The organism is Pseudomonas sp. RIT-562 (assembly GCF_026241895.1).
Taxonomy (GTDB): Bacteria; Pseudomonadota; Gammaproteobacteria; order Pseudomonadales; family Pseudomonadaceae; genus Aquipseudomonas; species Aquipseudomonas mandelii_F.
In genome coordinates, this window is sequence record NZ_JAPJIV010000015.1 from 81,064 (window position 1) to 99,359 (window position 18,296).

General features: G+C 59.7%; 13 protein-coding genes. 8 read left to right on the plus strand and 5 right to left on the minus strand.

Features of this window, described 5'->3' with window-relative positions; all coding sequences use genetic code 11:
• The first annotated feature begins 64 nt into the window (after positions 1 to 64).
• Positions 65 to 1,765, plus strand: a complete 1,701-nt coding sequence (locus tag ORL50_RS18505; RefSeq protein ID WP_266017087.1) for a glutamine--tRNA ligase/YqeY domain fusion protein — start codon at positions 65 to 67, stop codon at positions 1,763 to 1,765.
• Positions 1,766 to 1,783: 18 nt separating this feature from the next.
• A complete protein-coding gene (gene cysS, locus ORL50_RS18510) occupies positions 1,784 to 3,166 on the plus strand; it encodes a cysteine--tRNA ligase (RefSeq protein ID WP_266017088.1) in 1,383 nt (460 codons plus the stop codon).
• 74 nt (positions 3,167 to 3,240) lie between these two features.
• On the opposite strand, the gene ORL50_RS18515 is transcribed toward cysS, so the two are convergent.
• A complete protein-coding gene (locus ORL50_RS18515) occupies positions 3,241 to 5,070 on the minus strand; it encodes a sigma-54-dependent Fis family transcriptional regulator (protein ID WP_266017090.1) in 1,830 nt (609 codons plus the stop codon).
• Between the two features lie 378 nt (positions 5,071 to 5,448).
• Between ORL50_RS18515 and ORL50_RS18520 the strand changes: the two genes are divergently transcribed.
• Genes ORL50_RS18520 through ORL50_RS18545 form a run of 6 tightly spaced genes read left to right on the plus strand, consistent with a single transcriptional unit; the run spans position 5,449 to position 11,388 of the window.
• Positions 5,449 to 6,543 carry an ABC transporter ATP-binding protein gene (locus ORL50_RS18520; protein ID WP_266017092.1) on the plus strand — a complete coding sequence of 365 codons (1,095 nt, stop codon included), beginning with the start codon at positions 5,449 to 5,451 and terminating at the stop codon, positions 6,541 to 6,543.
• Complete coding sequence (locus tag ORL50_RS18525) at positions 6,543 to 7,640, plus strand: ABC transporter ATP-binding protein (protein ID WP_266017093.1); 1,098 nt, start codon at positions 6,543 to 6,545, stop codon at positions 7,638 to 7,640. Before ORL50_RS18520 ends, ORL50_RS18525 begins: the two co-directional genes overlap by 1 nt.
• A complete protein-coding gene (locus tag ORL50_RS18530) occupies positions 7,637 to 8,503 on the plus strand; it encodes a carbohydrate ABC transporter permease (RefSeq protein ID WP_033057091.1) in 867 nt (288 codons plus the stop codon). Before ORL50_RS18525 ends, ORL50_RS18530 begins: the two co-directional genes overlap by 4 nt.
• Positions 8,504 to 8,513: 10 nt before the next feature.
• Positions 8,514 to 9,314, plus strand: coding sequence for a carbohydrate ABC transporter permease (locus ORL50_RS18535; protein WP_266017097.1), 801 nt, complete (start codon positions 8,514 to 8,516; stop codon positions 9,312 to 9,314).
• A gap of 10 nt (positions 9,315 to 9,324) precedes the next feature.
• Positions 9,325 to 9,597 (plus strand): DUF2160 domain-containing protein, encoded by a 273-nt coding sequence (locus ORL50_RS18540; protein WP_247291608.1) that lies wholly within the window; start codon positions 9,325 to 9,327, stop codon positions 9,595 to 9,597.
• A gap of 48 nt (positions 9,598 to 9,645) precedes the next feature.
• The gene (locus ORL50_RS18545; RefSeq protein WP_266017099.1) at positions 9,646 to 11,388 is read left to right on the plus strand and encodes an ABC transporter substrate-binding protein; all 1,743 of its coding nucleotides are present in this window, start codon (positions 9,646 to 9,648) and stop codon (positions 11,386 to 11,388) included.
• A gap of 1,705 nt (positions 11,389 to 13,093) precedes the next feature.
• On the opposite strand, the gene nuoN is transcribed toward ORL50_RS18545, so the two are convergent.
• Genes nuoN through nuoK form a run of 4 tightly spaced genes read right to left on the minus strand, consistent with a single transcriptional unit; the run spans position 13,094 to position 18,296 of the window.
• The gene (gene nuoN, locus ORL50_RS18550) at positions 13,094 to 14,557 is read right to left on the minus strand and encodes an NADH-quinone oxidoreductase subunit NuoN (RefSeq protein ID WP_266017100.1); all 1,464 of its coding nucleotides are present in this window, start codon (positions 14,555 to 14,557) and stop codon (positions 13,094 to 13,096) included.
• Positions 14,558 to 14,564: 7 nt separating this feature from the next.
• Positions 14,565 to 16,097 (minus strand): NADH-quinone oxidoreductase subunit M, encoded by a 1,533-nt coding sequence (nuoM, locus tag ORL50_RS18555; RefSeq protein ID WP_266017101.1) that lies wholly within the window; start codon positions 16,095 to 16,097, stop codon positions 14,565 to 14,567.
• Positions 16,098 to 16,137: 40 nt separating this feature from the next.
• Positions 16,138 to 17,991 (minus strand): NADH-quinone oxidoreductase subunit L, encoded by a 1,854-nt coding sequence (nuoL, locus tag ORL50_RS18560; RefSeq protein ID WP_266017102.1) that lies wholly within the window; start codon positions 17,989 to 17,991, stop codon positions 16,138 to 16,140.
• A complete protein-coding gene (gene nuoK / locus ORL50_RS18565; protein ID WP_007905077.1) occupies positions 17,988 to 18,296 on the minus strand; it encodes an NADH-quinone oxidoreductase subunit NuoK in 309 nt (102 codons plus the stop codon). The genes nuoL and nuoK overlap by 4 nt, the downstream gene beginning before the upstream one ends.

Consider the following 18,296-nt stretch of genomic DNA (forward strand, 5'->3'; position numbering starts at 1 on the left):
ATGATAGCGGCTTTGTTTTGTCAGGCCCCGTCTGCGGCCGCGCACTTGTACGTTCAAGGATCCTATGAGCAAGCCCACTGTCGAACCTACCTCGAATGCCAAGACCGGCCCTGCCGTGCCGGTCAATTTCCTGCGCCCGATCATCCAGGCGGACCTGGACTCGGGTAAGCACACGCAGATCGTCACCCGTTTCCCGCCTGAGCCCAACGGTTACCTGCACATCGGTCACGCCAAGTCGATTTGCGTGAACTTCGGCCTGGCCCAGGAATTCGGCGGCGTCACACACCTGCGCTTCGACGACACCAACCCGGCCAAGGAAGACCAGGAATACATCGATGCGATCGAAAGCGACATCAAGTGGCTGGGCTTTGAATGGTCCGGCGAAGTGCGCTACGCCTCGCAATATTTCGACCAGTTGCACGACTGGGCCGTCGAGCTGATCAAGGCCGGCAAGGCCTACGTCGATGACCTGAGCCCGGAACAAGCCAAGGAATACCGTGGCACCCTGACCGAGCCGGGCAAGAACAGCCCGTTCCGTGACCGCTCCGTGGAAGAAAACCTCGACTGGTTCGCGCGCATGAAAGCCGGCGAATTCCAGGACGGTGCACGGGTACTGCGGGCCAAGATCGACATGGCCTCGCCGAACATGAACCTGCGCGATCCGATCATGTATCGCATCCGCCACGCTCACCACCACCAGACCGGTGACAAGTGGTGCATCTATCCCAACTACGACTTCACCCACGGTCAGTCGGACGCCATCGAAGGCATTACCCACTCGATCTGCACCCTGGAATTCGAAAGCCATCGTCCGCTGTACGAGTGGTTCCTGGACGCGCTGCCAGTGCCGGCGCACCCGCGCCAGTACGAATTCAGCCGCCTGAACCTGAACTACACCATCACCAGCAAGCGCAAGCTCAAGCAGCTGGTCGATGAAAAGCACGTGTTCGGCTGGGACGATCCGCGCATGTCGACGTTGTCGGGCTTCCGCCGTCGTGGCTACACGCCTGCGTCGATCCGCAATTTCTGCGACATGGTCGGCACCAACCGTTCTGACGGCGTCGTTGATTTCGGCATGCTTGAATTCAGCATCCGCCAGGATCTGGATCAGAACGCTCCACGCGCCATGTGTGTGCTGCGTCCGCTGAAGGTGGTGATCACCAACTACCCTGAAGACCAGGTCGAAAACCTCGAACTGCCGCGTCACCCACAGAAAGAAGAGCTGGGCGTGCGCAAGCTGCCGTTCGCCCGTGAAATCTACATCGACCACGATGACTTCATGGAAGAGCCGCCAAAAGGCTACAAGCGCCTGGAGCCGAACGGCGAAGTGCGCCTGCGCGGCAGCTACGTGATCCGTGCCGACGAAGCGATCAAGGACGCCGCTGGCAACATCGTCGAACTGCGTTGCTCCTACGATCCGGACACCCTCGGCAAGAACCCTGAAGGCCGCAAGGTCAAAGGCGTGGTGCACTGGGTGCCGGCTGCGGCCAGCGTCGAGTGCGAAGTGCGTCTGTACGATCGCCTGTTCCGCTCGCCGAACCCCGAGAAGGCCGAAGACAGCGCCAGTTTCCTGGACAACATCAACCCTGACTCGCTGCAAGTTCTCACCGGTTGTCGTGCCGAGCCTTCGCTGGGCAATGCACAGCCGGAAGACCGTTTCCAGTTCGAGCGCGAAGGTTACTTCTGCGCGGATATCAAGGACTCGAAACCAGGTCATCCGGTGTTCAACCGTACCGTGACCTTGCGTGATTCGTGGGGCCAGTGATTCAAGGAAACGACTAAAGTGCTATCGATCTACAACACGCTCACCAAGAGCAAAGAAGTGTTCAAGCCGCTGGATGGCAACAATGTGCGCATGTACGTCTGCGGGATGACCGTGTACGACTATTGCCACATTGGTCACGGCCGCAGCATGGTTGCGTTCGACCTGGTGACCCGCTGGTTGCGGTTCAGCGGGTACAACCTGACCTACGTGCGCAACATCACCGACATCGAAGACAAGATCATCAACCGTGCGCGCGAGAACGGTGAACCGTTCGACGTGCTGACCGAGCGCATGATAACTGCGATGCACGAGGACGAGGCGCGCCTCAACATCCTCAAGCCGGACATGGAGCCGCGCGCCACGGATCACATCCCGGGCATGCTGAGCATGATCCAGACCCTGATCGACAAGGGTTACGCCTACGCCCCTGGCAATGGCGACGTGTACTACCGCGTCGCCAAGTTCATGGGCTACGGCAAGCTGTCACGCAAGAAGATCGAAGACCTGCGCATCGGCGCGCGCATCGAAGTCGACGAGTCGAAACAGGACCCGCTGGACTTCGTCCTGTGGAAGGCCACCAAGCCGGGCGAGCCAAGCTGGCCTTCGCCGTGGGGCGAGGGTCGTCCGGGCTGGCACATCGAGTGCTCGGTGATGTCCACCTGCTGCCTGGGCGAGACGTTCGACATTCATGGCGGCGGCAGTGACCTGGAGTTCCCGCACCATGAAAACGAAATCGCCCAGAGCGAAGCGGCCACCGGCAAGACCTACGCCAACGCGTGGATGCATTGCGGCATGATTCGCATCAATGGCGAGAAGATGTCCAAGTCCTTGAATAACTTCTTCACCATTCGCGACGTGCTGGCAAAGTACCACCCGGAAGTCGTGCGTTACCTGCTGGTATCGAGCCACTACCGCAGCGCGATTAACTACTCGGAAGACAACCTCAAGGACGCCAAGGGCGCACTCGAGCGTTTTTACCACGCCTTGAAAGGGCTGCCGAGTGTTGCTCCGGCTGGCGGTGAAGCCTTTGTCGAGCGCTTCACCCAGGTGATGAACGACGACTTCGGCACGCCTGAAGCCTGCGCGGTGCTGTTCGAGATGGTGCGCGAGATCAACCGCCTGCGCGAGAGTGATCTCGACGCGGCGGCGGGTCTGGCTGCGCGCTTGAAGGAACTGGCCAGTGTGCTGGGTGTGTTGCAGCTCGAAGCGGATGACTTTTTGCAGGCCGGTGCCGAAGGGCGGGTTGATGCCGCCGAAGTCGATGCGCTGATTGCTGCACGCCTGGCAGCTCGGGCTGGCAAGGACTGGGCCGAATCGGACCGCATCCGCGACCAGCTCACCGCCATGGGCGTGGTGCTGGAAGATGGCAAGGGCGGGACGACCTGGCGCTTGGCTGACTGATCGCGTTTTTAGCTACAAAACAAAACCCGCCTTGTGCGGGTTTTTGTTTTTTTAAAGTCAAAAGATCCTGGCTGCTAAGGCTGGCGTAACCGCTTGTACAAGGTATTGCGACTAACCCCCAACCGCCGAGCCAGATGCGAAATATTTCCCCCCACCGCCTGCAACTGCCGATTTAAATCCTCGACATTATCAAGATCCACCGCCAGCGGCTCCGGCGAATCCACCGGCTCCATCTCCAGATCGACAAAAAAATCATCCGGCAGATGCTCCGGCCGTACCGGCTGTTCCTCGGCCATGGCCAGCGCCACCTGCATCACGCTGCTTACCTGGCGCAGATTTCCCGGCCACGGGTGGCGAGCAAACAACTCCAGCACCTCACGACTCAACCCCGCCCACTGCGAAGGCTCGCGGTGCTGTTCCCACAACCGCTTGAATAACTCCTGCTTGTCACTGCGCTCTCTCAACGGCGGCAACTCAAGGGTCAAGCCGCCGATTCGGTAATACAAGTCTTCGCGAAACCGCCCCAATTGAACTTGCTCGCGCAACGAGCGGTTGGTCGCCGAAATAATCCGGATATCCACCGGAAACAATTCACTGCTCCCGACCGGTTGCACGCAACGCTCCTGCAAAACGCGCAGCAGCCGAGCCTGGGTCGGCAGCGGCATGTCGCCGATTTCATCAAGGAACAGTGTGCCTTTGTCGGCCTTGCGAATCAGCCCGATGCTGCCTTTCTGGTTTGCGCCGGTGAACGCGCCTTTTTCGTAGCCAAACAGCTCCGACTCCACCAGTTCGGCGGGGATCGCTGCACAGTTCACCGCGATAAACGCTTGTTTGCTGCGCGAGCTTGCGTGGTGCAAAGCCTTGACGAAAACTTCCTTGCCCACACCGGTCTCACCGTGAATGAGCAGCGGAATGTCCTTCTCCAGCAACCGCTCGGCCTGGCGCACGGCTTTTTCCACCCGGCTGTCGCCAAAGTGCAAGGTATTGAGACTGATGGCGGCCGATGGCACTGCTGGTTGCTCGACGAACACTCGAGCCTTGACCGGTACTTGCTTGGGCCGTTTCAACAGACACTGAAAGCGATTGCGTCCCGAGGTCTGCAGGGCGAATGGCAGATCATCCGGCTGATTCAACAGTTCCAGCAATGACACCTTGAACAGGCTTTCAACGCTCACTCGCGACAGACTGATGCCCAGCAGATTGTCCGCCCGGCGATTGGCCGACAGCACCTGGCCGCTCTCGTCGAAAATCAGCAAGCCGGCCCACTGACTGTCTAGATTGTTTAAACCGGTGTTGAAGGTCAGTTGGAAGTGCTGGCCGTGGAACAGGTTGAGAATCAGCCGGTTCTCCACGGTCTGACTCATCATCTTAACCATGCCCAGGGTGTGTGACGGCGGCAGGTAGCTGTCACTGGACACGTCCAGCACGGCGATTACTTTGCGCTCGGCATCGAAGATCGGCGCGGCGGAACCGGTCATGAAGCGGTTGGCCTTGAGGAAATGCTCATCGTGTTCAATATGCACCGCTTGCTCGCAAGCGAGGGCGGTGCCGATCGCATTGGTTCCGCTGCAGCGTTCCATCCAGCTGGCGCCGGCGCTGAACCCCCGGGTCAGTTTCGGCTCGATAAACCGTTGGGTACCCCAGGACGTCAGCACTTGGCCCTGGTTATCGGCGAGCATGATCAGGCAATTGGAGTTGCTGAGGATGTTCTCGTAGTAGGGCAGCACTTCCTGATGGGTGGTCTGCACCAGTGAATGCTGGCTCTCCAGCAATTGGGCGATGCCTGCAGCGGGCAGTTGATCGAATGCCGGGGTGCTCTGGTGATCGAGACCGAACGCGCGGCAGCGTGACCAGGAGTCCTGGATGATGGCGTCGTGGGAGAGCGGCGAGGCGGGTGCGGCCATGGCAGTCGATCTCTGAGCAGAGCTTTTATTGTTTTTGTTATGGGTAACGCATTGTGCGTTTTTTACCGGTTGTTTCGGCCTGATGCAATTACGACGACTGCGTCGCCGGACGCAGCCTTCGGCAGCTGCTACAAGGCGGTGTGCAATTGGGGATTTTGCGCAGTAAAAGCATCCGTAGAGTGTTGTTCACTATTGTTCATTGTCAACGGCTGAAGTGTTCAATTGTTCAGCTGCGATTGTTCATTTCTGTTCAGCAACGAACGCAATTTTTCGCTGTTTCCAAAGATTTTCAAACCAGATCAACCACTTGTGATTTCTGGCACGAATGTCGCTCTATCGCTACGGTCGCTTGACTCCAAAAATAAAAAAGGCCGAGCCATGTCATTAACCCTGGAGCACGTCAGCCGCACCGTCGAGGGCCAGACCTGGATCGACGATGCGTGCCTGAATTTCGAACCCGGTTCTTTCAACGTTCTGCTCGGTCGCACGCTGTCCGGCAAAACCAGCCTCATGCGCCTGATGGCCGGTTTGGACAAGCCCGACAGCGGGCGCATCCTGATGAATGGCGTCGACGTCACCCAGCGCCCGGTGCGCCTGCGCAACGTGTCGATGGTCTACCAGCAGTTCATCAACTACCCGACCATGACCGTCTTCGAGAATATCGCCTCGCCCTTGCGCCAGGGCGGAGTGTCCCGGGAGGTGATCGAGAGCAAGGTGATGGAAACGGCAAAGATGCTGCGCATCGAGAAATTCCTCCAGCGCCACCCACTGGAACTCTCCGGTGGCCAACAACAGCGCACCGCCATGGCCCGCGCCCTGGTCAAGGACGCTGAACTGATCCTGTTCGACGAACCACTGGTCAACCTCGACTACAAGCTGCGCGAAGAGCTGCGCCAGGAAATGCGCGAGCTGTTCAAGGCCAGGCACACCATTGCGATCTATGCCACCACCGAACCCAACGAAGCGCTGGCACTGGGCGGCACCACGACCATCCTTCACGAAGGCCGGGTGATCCAGAGTGGCAAGTCGTCCGAGGTCTATCACCAGCCGCAGACCGTGCTGGCGGCCGAGCTGTTCTCCGAGCCGCCAATCAACCTGATGCCCGGGCGCATTGCCGGCAACGAAGTGAGCTTCGCCAACTTTGTGCATTTCCCATTGAACGTCGATTTGCGGCCGGTCGGCGAGGGCGAGTACCGCTTTGGCGTGCGGCCCAGTCATATTTCGCTGGTGCCGAGCAACGACGATGACCTGGAGCTGGCGGTGACGGTGGAGGTGGCGGAAATCAGCGGCTCGGAAACCTTCCTGCACGTGCGCAACGAACACTTCCTGCTGGTGCTGCACTTGCCCGGAGTTCATGAATACGACGTCGATGCGCCGATACGCATCTATATCCCGACCCATAAACTGTTTGTGTTCGATGCCCAGGGCCGGTTGGTCCAGGCGCCCGGACGGCGTATCGCGAGGGTTGCCTGATGGCCGAGATCCGTTTGCAGAACCTCGCTCACAGCTATACCCGCACGCCGAGCGGTCCCGAGGACTACGCGATCCGCGAGATGGATCACATCTGGGAGCAGGGAGGGGCCTATGCCTTGCTCGGACCTTCGGGCTGCGGCAAGTCGACCTTGCTCAACATCATTTCCGGCCTGCTCAGCCCGTCCCAGGGCCAGGTCCTGTTCGACAGCAAAGTGGTCAACGACCTCACCCCGGAGAAGCGCAACATCGCCCAGGTGTTCCAGTTCCCGGTGGTCTACGACACCATGACGGTGTTCGATAACCTGGCCTTTCCCTTGCGCAACCAGGGCATGGCCGAGGCGAAAATTCACAGCAAGGTGCAGGAGATTGCCGAGGTCCTCGACCTGCAGGCGCTGCTGGGCAAGAAGGCGCGCAACCTCACTGCCGACGAAAAACAGAAAGTCTCCATGGGTCGTGGGCTGGTGCGCGACGATGTCTCGGCGATCCTGTTCGATGAGCCGCTGACGGTGATCGATCCACACCTGAAGTGGAAGCTGCGGCGCAAGCTCAAGCAGATTCACGAACAGTTCAACATCACCATGGTCTACGTCACCCACGATCAGCTGGAGGCCTCGACCTTTGCCGACAAGATTGCCGTGATGTACGGCGGCCAGATCGTGCAGTTCGGTACTCCGCGGGAACTGTTCGAACGGCCGAGCCACACCTTTGTCGGCTACTTTATCGGCAGCCCCGGGATGAACCTGATCGACGTGCAGCCCCAGCCCGGGGGCGTTGGGTTTGCCTCGACCCACTTGCCGTTGTCCGAAGCGCAACAGCAGCGTATCGCTGAATCGGAATGGCACACTCTGAAAGTTGGCATCCGCCCGGAGTTCATCCATGTATGGGACGAGCCATTCGATGATGCGATGCAGGCAAAAGTCGTACACGTCGAGGACCTTGGCACCTACAAGATCATGACCCTGAACCTCGACGGCGCGCCGCTGAAAGTGCGCCTGGCCGAAGACAAGCCGGTGCCGCAAGGCACTGCCTACATCAGTTTCCCGGCCCAGTGGTTGATGGTCTACGCCGATGATTACCTGCTGGAGACGCAGCCATGAACAAGGTGCAGAACAACAAGGCCTGGTGGCTGGTGTTGCCGGTATTCCTGCTGGTGGCCTTCAGCGCGGTGATCCCGATGATGACCGTGGTCAACTATTCGGTGCAGGACATCTTTGATCAATCCAGCCGCTACTTCGTCGGGGCCGATTGGTACAAACAGGTGCTGCTGGACCCGCGGCTGCATGACTCGCTGCTGCGCCAGTTCATCTACTCCGGGTGTGTGTTGCTGATCGAAATCCCCCTGGGCATTGCTATCGCCCTGACCATGCCGACCAAGGGCCGCTGGTCGTCACTGGTACTGATAATCCTGGCGATTCCGCTGTTGATCCCGTGGAACGTGGTGGGCACCATCTGGCAGATTTTCGGCAGGGCGGACATCGGCTTGCTGGGGTCGAGCCTCAACGCCATGGGCATCAGCTACAACTATGCGGCGAATACCATGGACGCCTGGGTGACCGTGCTGGTGATGGACGTGTGGCACTGGACTTCGCTGGTGGCGCTGCTGTGCTTCTCAGGCTTGCGGGCGATTCCGGACGTGTACTACCAGGCGGCACGGATTGATCGGGCCTCGGCCTGGGCGGTGTTCCGGCACATCCAGCTGCCCAAGCTGAAAAGCGTACTGCTGATCGCGGTAATGCTGCGCTTCATGGACAGCTTCATGATCTACACCGAGCCGTTCGTGCTGACCGGCGGCGGCCCGGGCAACGCCACCACCTTCCTCAGCCAGACCCTGACCCAGATGGCGATCGGCCAGTTCGACCTCGGCCCGGCTGCAGCTTTCTCGCTGGTGTACTTCCTGATCATCCTGTTGGTGTCCTGGCTGTTCTACACCGCCATGACTCACTCTGACGCCAACCGCTGAGGCCCGCGCCATGAGCAAAAGAAAGCTGATACCTCTGTTGATCTACATCCTGTTCCTGCTGGTGCCGATCTACTGGCTGCTGAACATGTCCTTCAAGAGCAACACCGAAATCCTCAGCGGGCTGACCCTGTTTCCGCAGGACTTCACGTTCGCCAACTATAAGGTCATCTTCACGGACCCGGCCTGGTACACCGGTTACCTCAACTCGCTCTATTACGTCAGCCTGAACACGGTGATTTCCCTGAGCGTGGCCTTGCCCGCGGCCTATGCGTTCTCGCGGTATCGCTTCCTCGGCGACAAACACCTGTTTTTCTGGCTGCTGACCAACCGCATGGCACCCCCTGCGGTGTTCCTGCTGCCGTTCTTCCAGCTGTATTCCTCGATCGGCTTGTTCGATACCCACATTGCCGTGGCCCTGGCGCACTGCCTGTTCAACGTGCCGTTGGCGGTGTGGATTCTCGAAGGTTTCATGTCCGGGGTGCCCAAGGAAATCGACGAAACGGCCTACATCGACGGCTACAGTTTTCCCAAGTTCTTCGTGAAGATCTTCATCCCGCTGATTGGCTCCGGCATCGGTGTCACGGCGTTTTTCTGCTTTATGTTCTCCTGGGTCGAGCTGTTGCTGGCGCGCACCCTGACTTCGGTGAACGCCAAGCCGATCGCGGCGGTGATGACCCGCACCGTCTCGGCGTCCGGCATCGACTGGGGAGTGCTGGCGGCGGCGGGGGTGTTGACTATCCTGCCTGGCATGCTGGTGATCTGGTTCGTGCGCAACCACGTGGCCAAGGGCTTTGCCCTGGGTCGGGTATAAGGAGCTGATGATGGAATGGATGAGCTGGACTGTCCCCACTGCGGCGTTTTTCATCGTCATTGGTCTGATCCTGGTGGGCATGACGACTTGGGAATTGCGTTCGCCGAGTGTCCTCCGAAGGGGTTTTTTACCGATTGCCACCACCCGTGGCGATCGGCTGTTTATCGGTCTTCTCGGCAGCGCCTACCTGCATTTGCTGGTGATTGGCGCCACCGACTGGAGCATCTGGGTAGCGTCCGCGTTGTCCCTGGTGTGGCTGTTGGCTGTGATGCGCTGGGGCTAGTCGACATCGCTCGGCATGGTTGCTCCAAAACTCAAACAGGAGGTCTCTATGTTCAACAAAAACAATAAGCTGCGACATAGCGTTTCATTGGCAGCCATGCTGGCACTCAGCGGGTTGAGCGCTGCGGCCTGGGCCGATGCCTATGAAGATGCCGCGAAGAAGTGGATTGGCAGCGAATTCAAGCCGTCTACCCTGACGCCAGAGCAGCAGCTTGAAGAGCTGAAATGGTTTATCAAGGCTGCCGAGCCCTTTCGCGGGATGAACATCAAAGTGGTCTCGGAAACCATCGCCACCCACGAATACGAGTCCAAGGTGCTGGCCAAGGCCTTCACCGAAATTACCGGGATCAAGCTGACCCATGACTTGCTGCAGGAAGGCGATGTGGTGGAGAAGCTGCAAACCGTGATGCAGTCGGACAAGAGCATCTATGACGGTTGGGTCAACGACTCCGATCTGATTGGTACACACTTTCGCTACGGCAAGACTGAATCGATCACCGACCTGATGGCCAACGAAGGCAAGGACTTCACCTCGCCGACCCTGGATATCAAGGACTTCATCGGCATCTCCTTTACCACTGCGCCGGACGGCAAGATCTACCAACTGCCCGACCAGCAGTTCGCCAACCTTTACTGGTTCCGGGCCGACTGGTTCGAACGCGCGGACCTCAAAGCCAAGTTCAAGGAGAAATACGGCTATGAACTCGGCGTTCCGGTGAACTGGTCGGCGTATGAAGACATCGCCAAGTTCTTCAGTGAAGACGTCAAGGAAATCGACGGCAAGCGGATCTACGGGCACATGGACTACGGCAAAAAAGACCCGTCCCTCGGCTGGCGCTTCACCGATGCCTGGTTCTCCATGGCCGGTGGCGGCGACAAGGGTATCCCCAATGGCTTGCCGGTGGACGAGTGGGGGATCCGCGTCGAGGACTGCCATCCGGTCGGCTCCAGTGTGACCCGTGGCGGCGATACCAACGGGCCGGCGGCGGTGTTCGCCACCACCAAGTACGTGGACTGGATGAAAAAATATGCACCACCGGAAGCGGCGGGCATGACCTTCTCCGAATCCGGGCCGGTGCCGTCCCAAGGCAACATCGCCCAACAGATCTTCTGGTACACCGCGTTTACCGCCGACATGACCAAGCCGGGCCTGGCGGTGATGAACGCCGATGGCACGCCGAAATGGCGCATGGCGCCGTCGCCGCGCGGGCCGTATTGGGAGGAGGGCATGAAGCTGGGTTATCAGGACGTGGGCTCCTGGACGTTCATGAAGTCCACGCCCGAGAAGCAAAAACTCGCGGCCTGGCTGTACGCACAGTTCGTGACTTCGAAAACTGTCTCGCTGAAGAAAACCATCGTCGGCCTGACCCCGATCCGCGAGTCGGACATCAACTCGCAAGCCATGACCGACCTCGCGCCGAAACTTGGCGGTCTGGTTGAGTTTTACCGCAGCCCGGCCCGCGTGCAATGGACCCCGACCGGCACCAACGTGCCGGATTATCCGCGTTTGGCGCAGTTGTGGTGGAGCCATATCGCCGAAGCCGCCAGCGGTGAGAAAACCCCGCAACAGGCACTCGATGGCCTGGCCAAGGACCAGGACGCGATCATGACCCGACTGGAACGCTCGAAGGCCCAAGCTACTTGCGCCCCTAAAATGAACCCGGAACGCGATGCGCAGTACTGGTTCGATCAGCCGGGTGCGCCGAAACCGAAACTGGCGAACGAGAAGCCGCAGGGTGAAACCGTAAGTTATGCCGAATTGCTCAAATCGTGGGAGGCGGCGCGTAAGTAAAACCTGAGGATGTGAAATGCGAACGGCACCGGAAGGTGCCGTTTTTTCGTTGTGCTTGAAAAGCCGCCATCGCGGGCAAGCCTTGCTCCCACAGCATTATGTGTCGCTGACAGATCCAGCGATCACCGCTGGTCCTTGTAGGAGTGAGCCTGCTCGCGATGGCGTCAGGTCAGTCACCACCATTGCTGGCTGAACCACCGCCATCGCGAGCAGGCTCACTCCTACAGGGTTATCGCCGGTCACAGAACTTGAGCACCAACACGGCCATCGCGGGCAAGCCTTGCTCCCACGGATTATGTGTCGCTGACAAATCCAGCGATCACCGCTGGTCCTGTAGGAGTCAGCCTGCTCGCGATGGCGTCAGGTCAGTCAACATCATTGCTGGCTGAACCACCGCCATCGCGAGCAGGCTCACTCCTACAGGTTTATCGCCGGTCACAGAACTTGAGCACCAACACGGCCATCGCGGGCAAGCCTTGCTCCCACGGATTATGTGTCGCTGAGAAATCCAGCGATCACCGCTGGTCCTGTAGGAGCGAGCCTGCTCGCGATGGCGTCAGGTCAGTCAACATCATTGCTGGCTGAGCCACCGCAATCGCGAGCAGGCTCACTCCTACAGGGTTTTCGCCGGTCACAGAACTTGAGCACCAACACGGCCATCGCGGGCAAGCCTTGCTCCCACGGATTATGTGTCGCTGAGAAATCCAGCGATCACCGCTGGTTCTTGTAGGAGTGAGCCTGCTCGCGATGGCGTCAGGTCAGTCAACATCATTGCTGGCTGAGCCACCGCCCTCGCGAGCAGGCTCACTCCTACAGGGTTTTCGCCGGTCACAGAACTTGAGCACCAACACGGCCGTCGCGGGCAAGCCTTGCTCCCACGGATTATGTGTCGCTGACAAATCCAGCGATCACCGCTGGTCCTGTAGGAGTGAGCCTGCTCGCGATGGCGTCAGGTCAGTCAACATCATTGCTGGCTGAGCCACCGCCCTCGCGAGCAGGCTCACTCCTACAGGGTTTTCGCCGGTCACAGAACTTGAGCGCCAACACGGCCTTCGCGGGCAGCCTTGCTCCCACGGATTATGTGTCGCTGAGAAATCCAGCGATCACCGCTGGTTCTTGTAGGAGTGAGCCTGCTCGCGATGGCGTCAGGTCAGTCAACACCATTGCTGGCTGAGCCACCGCCCTCGCGAGCAGGCTCACTCCTACAGGGTTCGGCGCCAGTTCGGCCATTGTGGGAGCCGGGCTTGCTCGCGATAGCGTCAGGTCGGTCGACATTATTTCTGCATGAAGCTCAGGCCAGAATGGCCTTTCCCCCATATTCTGGACAAATATAGAATTCGGTCGAGCAGCAAAGGTGTATGACTCTTCGCAGATAGCAGGGGACCAAGAACAAGGTTTCATTGGGTAGGCTCGTGGCGCGACAGTGCCCCGGCGATTGACTGACAAGGAGTCAAACCCCTCTACCAGTTCGGTAAAAATCTCACGGTTCATCGGTCGCCCTCTGGTTGGCCGCTCACTAAGGAAGACACACAGGATAGAGCCAGACACCCCCGCGCCGAATGTATGACGAGACGGCGAGATCAGCGAGAGATTTCGGAAGATTTGGGAGGAGGGAAGGCAGCGGTAAAAAATCCTACAGATCTCTCAAACGCAAAAACGGCACCCGAAGGTGCCGTTTCTGTTTTTACCGATTACCAACAGGTGATCAGCCCGCCAATACCGCCTGCTGAACCAGCGTCAGCAATGGCTGCGGGTAAACGCCGAGGAAGAACGCGACCAAAGCGATAGCCAGCAGCATCACGCCGCCTGCACGTTGTTCCCAGTGCAGTTGCGCATCGTGGCGACGCAGGTTGGGTTCGATCAGGTACAGAGTAACCATGACACGCAGGTAGTAGAAGACGCCGATGGCGCTGCCCAGTACCAGGGAGCCGACCAGCCACCATTGATGCGACTCGACACCGGTGGCAATGATGTAGAACTTGCCGATGAAGCCCGCGGTCAGCGGGATGCCGGCCAGGGACAGCATCATCACGGTCAATACGGCAGTCAGGTACGGACGGCGCCAGAACAGGCCGCGGTATTCGTACAGGGCATCAGCGTCACGGCCGTTGTACGGCGAGGACATCAGCGTGATCACGCCGAAGGCGCCGAGGCTGGTGATCACGTAGGTGACCAGGTACACGCCGATGGCTTCCACGGCCAGGCCTTTGCTCGCCACCAGGGCGATCAGCAGGTAGCCGAAGTGGGCGATGGACGAGTAACCCAGCAGACGCTTGAGGTTGCTCTGGGTCAGGGCCAGCAGGTTACCGAACAGGATCGACGCAATGGCGATGATGGTCAGCACGTCGCTCAGGACACCGCTGCTTGCGGCAGGCGAGATCTGGAACAACCGCACCATCACGGCGAATACAGCGACTTTCGAAGCGGTGGCCAGGAAGGCTGCCACCGGTGCTGGAGCACCTTCGTAGACGTCCGGAGTCCAGAGGTGGAACGGTACCAGCGACAGCTTGAACGCCAGGCCGACCAGCATCATGCCCAGGCCCAGTTGCGCCAGCGAGCTTGGCAGGCCGGTAGCCGCGATGGCCTGGCCGATACCGACAAAGCTCAGGCTGCCGGAGTCGGCGTAGAGCAGGGCCATACCGAACAACAGGAACGCGGAACCGGCAGCCGACAGCACCATGTACTTGATGCCGGCTTCCAGCGAACGCTTGTTGAAGAAGGCATAGGCCACCAGGCCGTAGACCGGTACCGAGAGCAGTTCCAGACCGATGAACAACCCGGCCAGGTGCTGCGCGCTGACCAAGACCAGTCCGCCCAGGGCGGACATCAGGATCAGCAGGTAAAGTTCTTCACGGTTGCCCGGGTAACCCGAGCCGCCATCGCCCAGGTAGGCGTGGGCGAGGGTCACACAGGCGAGGGTGGCTACCAGGATCAGCGCCATGTACAGGCAGGCGAAGCTATCGATCTGCAGCAATGGAGTCACGGCCAGGGGCGCGACTTTCAGGGCAGGGAGGATCGACAGCAGCGCCAGGTTCAGACCTGCCACGGAAATCAGGAAGGTCTGCGAGTGGTTGCGGCGCCAGGCAATTGCCAGCATCACCACGATGATCGTGACGGTGGTGATCAACAGCGGCGCCAGCGCGATAAAGTGTTGAGTCGTGAATTCCATAGCGCTCTTACCGGGCCGAAGCGAGTTGAGTGAAGGCGGTACTGAGCCATTGCTGCACGCCATGCATCGTGGCGGCAGAGGTGTCGAGGAACGGTTGCGGGTACACGCCAAGGTAAATCAGCAGTACCGCAAGTCCCAGCACCATGATCAGTTCGCGAGCATCCATGCCATGCAGCACCGCGTCCGACTTGGACGGGCCGAAGTAGGCACGGTGAATCATGATCAGCGAGTAGACCGAACCGAACACCAGGCCGGTGGTAGCAATCGCGGTGATCCATGGAGCGCTGGCGAAGGTGCCGATCAGGATCAGGAACTCACCGACGAAGTTACCGGTACCCGGCAAGCCCAGGGACGCTGCTGCGAAGAACAGGCTGATGGCGGGCAGGTAGGCGATCTTCGACCACAGGCCACCCATCTGCCGCATGTCGCGGGTGTGAGTACGCTCGTACAACTGGCCACTGAGGATAAAGAGCGCAGCTGCCGAAACACCGTGCGCCAGCATCTGCATGACTGCGCCCTGCAGCGCGAGTTGGCTGCCGGAGTAGATGCCGATCAGGACGAAGCCCATGTGGGAAACGGACGAGAAGGCAATCAGACGCTTGATGTCGGTTTGTGCGAACGCCAGGAATGCGCCGTAGAAAATCCCGATCAGACCCAGGGTCATGGCGATCGGCGCGAACTCGGCCGAGGCATTCGGGAACAGCGGCAGGGCGAAACGCAGCAGGCCGTAGGCAGCGGTCTTCAACAGGATACCGGCCAGGTCAACCGAACCCGCCGTTGGCGCCTGGGCGTGAGCATCAGGCAACCAGGAGTGGAACGGCACGACCGGCAGCTTCACCGCGAAGGCAATGAAGAAACCGAGCATCAGGATGTACTCGGTAGTGAGCGACATCTTGGTTTTCAGCAGGTCGGCGTAGTTGAACGTGATCACGCCGGTGCTGTTGAAGTTGACCAGCACCAGGCCCAGGATCGCCACCAACATGATCAGGCCGGAAGCCTGGGTGAAGATGAAGAACTTGGTCGCCGCGTAGATCCGGGTTTTCTTGCCATCCGAAGAACTGTGACCCCAGAGCGCGATGAGGAAGTACATCGGCACCAGCATCATTTCCCAGAAGAAGAAGAACATGAACAGGTCGAGGGCGAGGAACACGCCAACGACACCGCCCAGGATCCACATCAGGTTCAAGTGGAAGAAGCCAACGTGACGTTGAATCTCTTTCCACGAGCACAGTACCGAGAGGATACCCAGCAGACCGGTCAGCAGGATCATCAACAGCGACAGACCGTCGAGAGCCAGGTGCACGCTGATGCCGAAGCGCTGGATCCAGGTGTGCTTGAACTCAAGCGCCCAGGTCGGATCGGCGCCAGGCGCCGGGGCAAATGAATAGTTGCCGGTTGCCCACAGCCAGAGGCCGAGAGCGAGCAGCAGGGACATGGTGATCAGCGCAATCCAGCGCGGGAGGGTAGCGCCGAAGCGCTCACCCATCCAGCACAGCAAGCCGCCGATGAAGGGGATCAGGATTAGCCAAGGCAGAATCATGACGGGCTCAATTCCTTTCGCAAGTTCGCAAGGTTCATATTCAGACCGCTACCAGCACGATGGCGCCGATGACCAGCACGGAGCCGGCTGCCATCGATGCCGCGTACCAACGCAGTTGACCGGTTTCGGTACGGCTGAGGGCGGTATGACCGCCTTTGGCCATACGCGGGATCAGGCCAATGGTCTGGTCCAGCGGGTCTTTGCGCAGTACGTGGCTGATCGCCAGGTATGGCTTGACGAACAGTTTGTCGTAGATCCAGTCGAAGCCCCAGGCAGCGAACCACCAGGCCGAAAGGAAGCGGCCGATGCCACTGTTGGCGATCGCAGTCACGAAGCGACGCTTGCCGAGGAACAGCAATGCGGCCAGCAGGATACCGGCCAGGGCGATGGCGCCCGAGGCGATTTCCAGACTGTGCTTGGCTTCGCCGCCGGCATGCCCGACGCTTTCCGGCAGGACACCGTGCAGTGGCGGAACGATCATCGCGCCGATGGCGGTGGACAATACGATCAGCACCGACAGGGGCAGCCAGTGGGCGATGCCATGACCCGCGTGCGCTTCGGTCTTCGCTTCACCGTGGAACGCGATGAAGATCAGGCGGAAGGTGTACAGCGAAGTCATGAACGCGCCGACCAGGCCGGCATACAGCAAACCGTGGTTGCCGCTGGCAAACGCTTCCCAGAGGATTTCGTCCTTGGAGTAGAAGCCCGCAGTCACCAGTGGCAGGGCCGCCAGTGCGGCGCCGCCGACGATGAAGCTGGCGTAGGCCAATGGCAGTTTTTTCCACAGGCCGCCCATCTTGAAGATGTTCTGCTCGTGGTGGCAGGCAACGATCACCGCACCGGATGCAAGGAACAGCAGCGCCTTGAAGAAGGCGTGGGTCATCAGGTGGAAAATCGCCCCATCCCATGCGCCAACGCCCAGGGCCAGGAACATGTAGCCGATCTGGCTCATGGTCGAGTAGGCGAGGATACGCTTGATATCGGTTTGCACCAGGGCGGCAAAACCTGCCAGCACCAGGGTCACGCCGCCGACGATGCCGACCAGCTGCAGGATGTCCGGCGCTAGTGCAAACAGGCCATGGGTACGGGCAATCAGGTAGACACCGGCGGTGACCATGGTTGCGGCGTGGATCAGTGCCGAAACCGGGGTCGGGCCGGCCATCGCGTCCGCCAGCCAGGTTTGCAGTGGCAGTTGCGCGGATTTACCGACAGCGCCGCCCAGCAGCATCAGGGTCGCCAGGACGATCCAGAAATCACCGACCTGGAACTTCTGCGGTGCCAGCACCAGCAGCTCCTGAACATTCAGCGTGCCCAGTTGCACGAACAGGATGAACAGGCCGATGGCCATGAACACGTCGCCGATGCGGGTCACGATGAAGGCCTTGAGGGCCGCGTTACCGTTGTTGCGGTTGCTGTAGTAGAAACCGATCAACAAGTACGAGCACAGGCCCACGCCTTCCCAGCCGAAGTACAGGAACAACAGGTTATCGCCCAGGATCAGGAACAGCATGCTGGCGATGAACAGGTTGGTGTAGGCGAAGAAGCGCGAGTAACCGTCCTCACCACGCATGTACCAGGACGCGAACAGGTGGATCAGGAAGCCAACGCCAACCACCACGCCGAGCATGGTCACGGACAGGCCATCCAGGTACAGCGCGAAGTTCGGCGTGAAGCCGTCAACCGCCATCCACTGCCACAACACCTGGGTGTAGTGACCGCCTTCAGGAGGTGCGACGTTGAACTGCCAGATTACATAGGCAGTGACGATCGCCGACAGGCCGATGGAGCCGACGCCAATCAGCGCCGAAAGGTTTTCCGAAAAGCGTCCCCGGGAGAACGACAGCAGCAGGAAACCGATGAGAGGGAATACGAAAGTCAGATAGAGAAGATTCATCCGCGCATCTCGCTGGCAGCGTCGATATCGAGAGTGTGGAAGCGGCGATACAGCTGCAACAGAATCGCCAGGCCAATACTGGCCTCGGCGGCTGCCAGGCTGATCACCAGGATGAACATGATCTGTCCATCCGGCTGACCCCAGCGGCTACCGGCGACGATGAACGCCAACGCGGAGGCATTCATCATGACCTCCAGGCTCATCAGCACGAAGAGAATGTTGCGGCGGACCATCAGGCCGACCAGACCGAGGCAGAACAGGATGCCGGCAACCGCCAGACCATGCTCCAAAGGGATAGCAGGCAT